The organism is Ferruginibacter sp., from assembly GCF_014377975.1.
In the GTDB taxonomy this organism is placed as follows: domain Bacteria; phylum Bacteroidota; class Bacteroidia; order Chitinophagales; family Chitinophagaceae; genus Ferruginibacter.
Genome location: NZ_JACMOO010000171.1, coordinates 81,116 through 87,115 on the forward strand (window position 1 = coordinate 81,116; position 6,000 = coordinate 87,115).

A 6,000-nucleotide genomic window follows, 5' to 3' on the forward strand; every position below is an offset into this window, starting at 1 on the left:
ATTTAACAGGCTACAAATAATGCTATTGGGCAATGAAAACGAAAATTGGGTCCCAGCAAAAATTAATATTTACAGCAGGATCGCCCAACGATAAAATACTGTTTTGAGCAATTGAGTTTCTTAAAAAATCAAAGAAAGTATCACAGCAGAAAGTATTATTTTATGGCCGATGAATGTAAAGCCTTTTCGTGTTTTACTACCAGTAATTTCTGACAAATAAATTCGCCAATTTTTCTACCTTCTTCCAAACCGAAGGTGATAGATGGCATGTAATGAATGCCTCCGTAGAACCTGCTGATGGCAGCTTCTTTGGCCGCCTCATTAAACGAATTAAAATACCTTACCGGAATCTGAAATTCTACTTCTGTAGAATCCGCATATGCAAAGTTTTCGCCGAATAAACTGGTGAGTAAAACAGCACAGGCCGCCGATACAACACTGTGCCCGCTGGTATATTCCGGAAACGGTGGTGTTTGCAAAAGTGGTACCCAGCGCTGGCTGATGTATTTGTTAATGTAGGTCTCGGGCCTGATGGATTTACTTCTGTATTTTTCATCCCAGCAACTGATAAAACAATCGGCCAATACAACGGATAAATAAGCGTATGATTTTGCTGATTGCATAAAATCTGCATTTCTTTTTTTACAGGCCAGCCTCGTAATATTGATCCAGTGGCCACCAGGTGAAATCTTTTTTGTTGCGTACATCACATGTCCATTTACGTTCATCTTAAAAGGGTTACAATCCCAAAAATTGGCAATCTCCGTTTGTTGTGCAGTAAGGTTACTGCCGATGGTCTCAACATCTCTGGCTTCTTTGTAAAACCGGCTGCTGGTGTCTGTTGAAAATTTGGTTGGAGGAACAGGCTTAAACTGCTGTGCTGTATCAATCAGGAATGTTCTAAGTTCTCCCCAGTGTGGCTCAATAGCTTTCATGTAAGCCGGCGGAGTCGGCTTCCAGGTAGCCGCATCATTATTTACAATGTACTTTGACAGTGAACGGGTTTGTTGGTAATTATCCTGCAAAGACCAGGTAATTACATCGCCTGCAATTTTGCCACCCAATACTATAGAATTATTAAATACTTCATCCGGTATACCTGTCGCCTTAAAGTCTTTCAGAATAGCATCATAAAAATTTCCAATTTTTTCTTCAGAAATAATCATTGATTTTGCCACGCTTAACAATGCACTTACTCCTGCAAGTGCATAACAATATTCCTTGCCAGGTACAGGTTTCGACAGATGAGATAGTCCGTGCAGCCGTCCTACAAAAGAAATATAATTTTTATCCTGATAATGCGCTGCCTCATATCCGGCAATGTTTACATAAGCATAAATTCTGCTGGCTACCGGTGGAGAATAAATGTCATGTACCATCACATCCGTTACTTCTTTCACAGACCGGTGCAGATATTCAGGATCTTCACATAACTTTTTCCAGTCGTCATTTGCAACTGTTTTGAGTGAAGCAGACAACAAAAATATCAGTATAAAAAAACGATAGCTTTTCATTAAGTTCTTAATAAAATATTCCTAATTCAAATAAATTCTTAATAAGCGCGGAGATAAAGATACTTCTCATTTATACTATTTATATATCCGGCAAATAAAATAAAAAGGCATGCTATTTTTTGGCTGCGTTTGCACAACGCTTATTTTGGTACAGGAAAAAAGATAAAATAAAGACAGCCCGTTTTTTCCATATTTAAACACTGCACAGAAAATACTAATTTAAAACCAGTTGTGTAAATAACCAGAATTTATTCAACGGTGATCTGGTAATTTTTGAATCAATACATTTCTTTCAGCCGTCATTATTTTAATTTGCTTTTTTAGTTCCCTGTTTTTAAAATACAAAACAATTGTGAGTATGGGTATGGGGAAAAGAAAGATTAAATAACCGATTAAAAAAATCCATTCTGATCCGCCGGGTAATCCAATCAAAAAAGTCATGATGCAATTTTTTAGTGTGATTAATTCTTAAAAATTACCATTTAATGATCAGTGCGTCAAAAGAATTTATTCCAATTGAGTGGTGGCCTGCAAAATGACTTTGCCAGTGCATTAGGAAAAAGTAAACATAGCATTCTCCAAGACAATGCAGTATTCAATTTCAATCATATTGTATTCTTCCTGTTTCCTTTTGCAGGAATATAAAATTGAACCTTTAGAGGCTTTATTGCTTTGTTTCCGTTGTATATTTTCTTATCATATTGATTTCTTTTTCATCATAAGGTAAATAATCGGGACGGTACAAATCATGCTGCCAAACTTTAGGCGCTGCATCGCCTGGGCGATGGCCCCAGTTTAAATCAGTTTGCGTTTTACCATTTACCAGGCCCCACAACATACAACCCACTTTTTCATCATAAAAAACGGGCAGGTTTGTTTCAATCACAGAACCGTTTGGCCGGTTCATCCATTCTGTACAAATAACAGGGCGGTTGTATTTTTTTAAATTATTAATTTGTTTAATCAGCCCCTCCCTGTTTTCGTAATTGTGAAAAGTGATTACATCAGACGCCGGGATAACAATGTCATTCAGCCTGTCATCGTTGTTCCAAATACCTATGCTCACCGGTTGTGACGGGTTCACCGTTCTGGCCCACACAATCACTTTTTTAAGCAAGGGAAAACTGGCACTTCCAAGGCCACCATTGGTTGGTTCATTGTATAGATCCCACAACAAAATACGGGAGTCATCTTTAAACCTGCCCATCACAGCTTTTACATATTTTTCAATTCGTGGGTGCGTCCGTTCATCAATCACCAGGCTGTGTCCCGGACTGGGCGACCAGGCCCATGCATACCAGCCAATCAATGGTTCCGGTTGTTTGCCAACTTTCGGATCATGCTCCAGGCCAAAAACACAATCATCAAACAAGGCCGGTACAAATTTTATTTTATGCTTTGCGCAAATGACCAAAAAAGTATCCAGGGTTTTTAAAAAATACGGAGGGTTATCCTCATACACGGCAAACTGCAATACTGCTCTTAAAACATTCATGCCAGCACTTTCAGCCAATGCCAGTTCTTTATCAATTACTTTTCCATCAAAACTTGTTTTATCCCACATAGCTGTGTAATTGATAGCATAGGCAGGAATATAATTGAAGCCACAAAGCCAGGGCTGACTGGCGTACCAATCACTGGCTTTTTGTTCAGACCATCCTGGAGCAACTGTTTGAGCATCGGCAGTCATTAAAAAAGAAAATAGACATAACAATAAAAAGGCGCAGTTTCTTTTCATTTCAGTAACAGTTCATTAAGATGACAAATTAAATTAAAAAGCCAGCGGATTTAGTTTGGACGCCGCCTTTTCACCAGGTACAATACCATCCAGCCAGCGCTTGCGGTCATTTTCCTGGTGTTCATTTTTTGGTTCAGTAACTATAGCACCGTCCGCATAATAAATAATCGTCATCACTTCCCTGGTAATGCCGGATAAATTTCCGGGAGCATTGTGTAAAGTCCATCCATAGTGCCAGGTGGCATCACCGGCATCCATGGTTTTAGATCGCGTTACCGGATATTGTCTTTCTTTAATCAACTTTTCAATTTGCATTTCTGAATCATCTGAAATTGCCAGGTTGCCTGCAAACCCTTCTTTGTGAGATGTAGAGGCAAAAGTGAGCATCCCCATTTCTTCGTCGATATCAATTAATGGCATCCACATAGTGATCGTATTGCTGGAACTAAGGGGCCAATAATACTGATCCTGGTGCCAGGGCGTAAAACCACCACCTGGTTCCTTAAATAGTGCCTGGTCGTGATAAATACGAACATGTTCTACCCCGAGCAAATCGGCTGCAATTTTCGCAAACCGTTTAGCCAGGGTAAATTGCTTCACCTCTTCATCCACTTCCCATAAATTCATCACCTGCAAAAATGCTTTTCCATAAGTATCCCTGTCTTGAAGATTTCTTGTTTCTGCATTATAAGCATAAGCAGCTTTATTAACTGCGCTCCTGAAGGCAGGCACTTCGCCAGGTTTTAGAACACCCTTTACAAGTGTATGACCATTTTTTCTAAAATTATTTACTTGCGATGGATCAAGCTCCATGCAATCGTTTAATAACGGCAGTGTGGCAATATTCATAATAATAAGTTTATTTTTAAGCCTCAAAATAAAAGCAAATTTCTGCCATATCAATTGCCAATTATGTCCGGTTTATGGATTATTTTATCTTTACCTGAAATTACTAACCTCATTTAGCTAATATTATCTACAATGAAGCCAGCTTTTGAAAATATCAATGCGATCAATGACAGCTCTTTTCTGATACGAAAATTTGAAGAAAAAAGTTTTAAAGCGCCCTTTCATTTTCACCCGGAATATGAATTGACATTGATCCTGAACGGATCAGGAAAACGTTATGTAGGTACACACATGAGTGATTATTTTTCAGATGATCTTGTGCTGCTGGGTTCAAATTTACCACATTGCTGGAAAACTGAAAAGGCAGCACAGCACAGCGTTTCAGGTTCTGTTGTCCTGCACTTTGGCCACGCATTTTTAGGAGTTGATTTTTTTAAAAAAGCTGAAATGAAAAGTATACAGGACTTACTCAATAATAGTAATTATGGAATACAATTTACAGGAAACATAAGCATCATCAAAAATAAAATGGTTGCTGTTTTAACAGAAAAAAGTGCATTTAAAAAACTATTATTGCTGCTTGAAATATTGGATGAACTTTCAAACACAAAAAAGTATAAGTTACTCAATAAACAAAACTTATTTGCCGCACTGCCAACCGTGGAAAAAGAACGAATGAATTTAGTGACTGCCTATATTGTAGAAAATTTTCGTGAAAAAACTTCTCTGGATAAGGCGGCTGAAGCAGCTAATATGACGCCACAGTCATTTTGTAAATACTTTAAAAAGATCAGCCGCAAAACTTTTATAGAAGTAGTAAATGATTACAGGATAGATTTTGCCATGCAGGAGCTGGTACATACCGACAAGACAATTACGCAAATAGGTTTTGAAAGTGGTTTTAACGACATTTCTAATTTTTATAAAACCTTTAAGAAACGCCGGCAGCTTAGTCCGCTCACGTACAGAAACATGTTTGTTAAGAACCTTTAACCATCGAGGTGAAAGCAATTAAAAATGATTAAATTACTGATGAGACGTAAAAAACAACGAATGCAACAAGGTGAATAACTTATGATACAGCAGGAAAAATCGATTTCCATTTCAAGGTTAAAAAATATTATTTTGCGTTATTAAACGATCCTTCAAATGATGTGTAAGAATTTTAAATATTGCATGCTGGTTTTTTCTTTTGTAATTGCTATTAACAATAACATGGTAGCTCAAACAAACCATCCTAATTTATTTTCATTACTCCCCGCTTCACAAACAGGTATTGATTTTAAGAATGAAATTTTTGAAAGTGATACCATTAATATTTTAAACCAGGCAAATATTTATAACGGTGGCGGTGTAGGTATTGGTGATTTTAACAGGGATGGTTTGGTGGATATTTATTTTGCTGCCAACATGACTTCTAATAAATTGTATCTGAATAAAGGCTCCATGAAATTTGAGGATATTACTAATCCGGCGGGCGTAGGCGGTACAGGCAGATGGTGCACAGGCGTTTCGGTTGTTGATATCAATGGTGACGGATGGCTGGATATTTATGTGTGTGCATCGTTTCGCAAAGATGCGTTGCAACGTACCAATTTATTATTTATCAACCAGGGAAATAACAAAGACGGCATCCCGGTTTTTAAAGAAGAAGCCGCCGCTTATGGATTGGCAGATAAAGGCTTTAGCACTCAGGCCTATTTTTTTGATTATGATAAAGATGGCGACCTGGATTGTTACCTTGTTACCAACGAACTTAATGACCCTAAAACACCCATCAAATTCAGGCCAAAAGTAACAGACGGTTCTGCCTTAAATACTGACCGGCTGTATCGAAACAATGGCAACAACACCTTCACCAATGTATCCCATGAAGCTGGTATTTTAATGGAGGGCTGG

At 38.0% G+C, this 6,000-nt stretch carries 6 protein-coding genes; 2 read left to right on the plus strand and 4 right to left on the minus strand.

Annotated elements, in window-relative coordinates:
- Nucleotides 1–155: 155 nt before the first annotated feature.
- The 4 genes from H7254_RS09985 to H7254_RS10000 form a co-directional block, all read right to left on the minus strand.
- A complete protein-coding gene (locus tag H7254_RS09985) occupies nucleotides 156–1,514 on the minus strand; it encodes a vanadium-dependent haloperoxidase (RefSeq protein ID WP_301932830.1) in 1,359 nt (452 codons plus the stop codon).
- A 252-nt stretch (nucleotides 1,515–1,766) separates the two neighbouring features.
- On the minus strand, nucleotides 1,767–1,955 hold the full coding sequence (locus H7254_RS09990) for a hypothetical protein (RefSeq protein WP_301932831.1): 189 nt from the start codon (nucleotides 1,953–1,955) through the stop codon (nucleotides 1,767–1,769).
- A 223-nt stretch (nucleotides 1,956–2,178) separates the two neighbouring features.
- Nucleotides 2,179–3,252: a cellulase family glycosylhydrolase gene (locus H7254_RS09995; RefSeq protein WP_301932832.1), complete on the minus strand. Its 1,074-nt coding sequence runs from the start codon at nucleotides 3,250–3,252 to the stop codon at nucleotides 2,179–2,181.
- Nucleotides 3,253–3,285: 33 nt separating this feature from the next.
- Nucleotides 3,286–4,101 (minus strand): phytanoyl-CoA dioxygenase family protein, encoded by an 816-nt coding sequence (locus tag H7254_RS10000; protein ID WP_301932833.1) that lies wholly within the window; start codon nucleotides 4,099–4,101, stop codon nucleotides 3,286–3,288.
- Nucleotides 4,102–4,233: 132 nt separating this feature from the next.
- Here H7254_RS10000 and H7254_RS10005 point away from each other — a divergent pair, with 132 nt between their 5' ends.
- A complete protein-coding gene (locus H7254_RS10005; RefSeq protein ID WP_301932834.1) occupies nucleotides 4,234–5,094 on the plus strand; it encodes an AraC family transcriptional regulator in 861 nt (286 codons plus the stop codon).
- Nucleotides 5,095–5,277: 183 nt separating this feature from the next.
- The coding region (locus H7254_RS10010) for a VCBS repeat-containing protein (RefSeq protein ID WP_301932835.1) at nucleotides 5,278–6,000 on the plus strand (723 nt) is incomplete at its 3' end.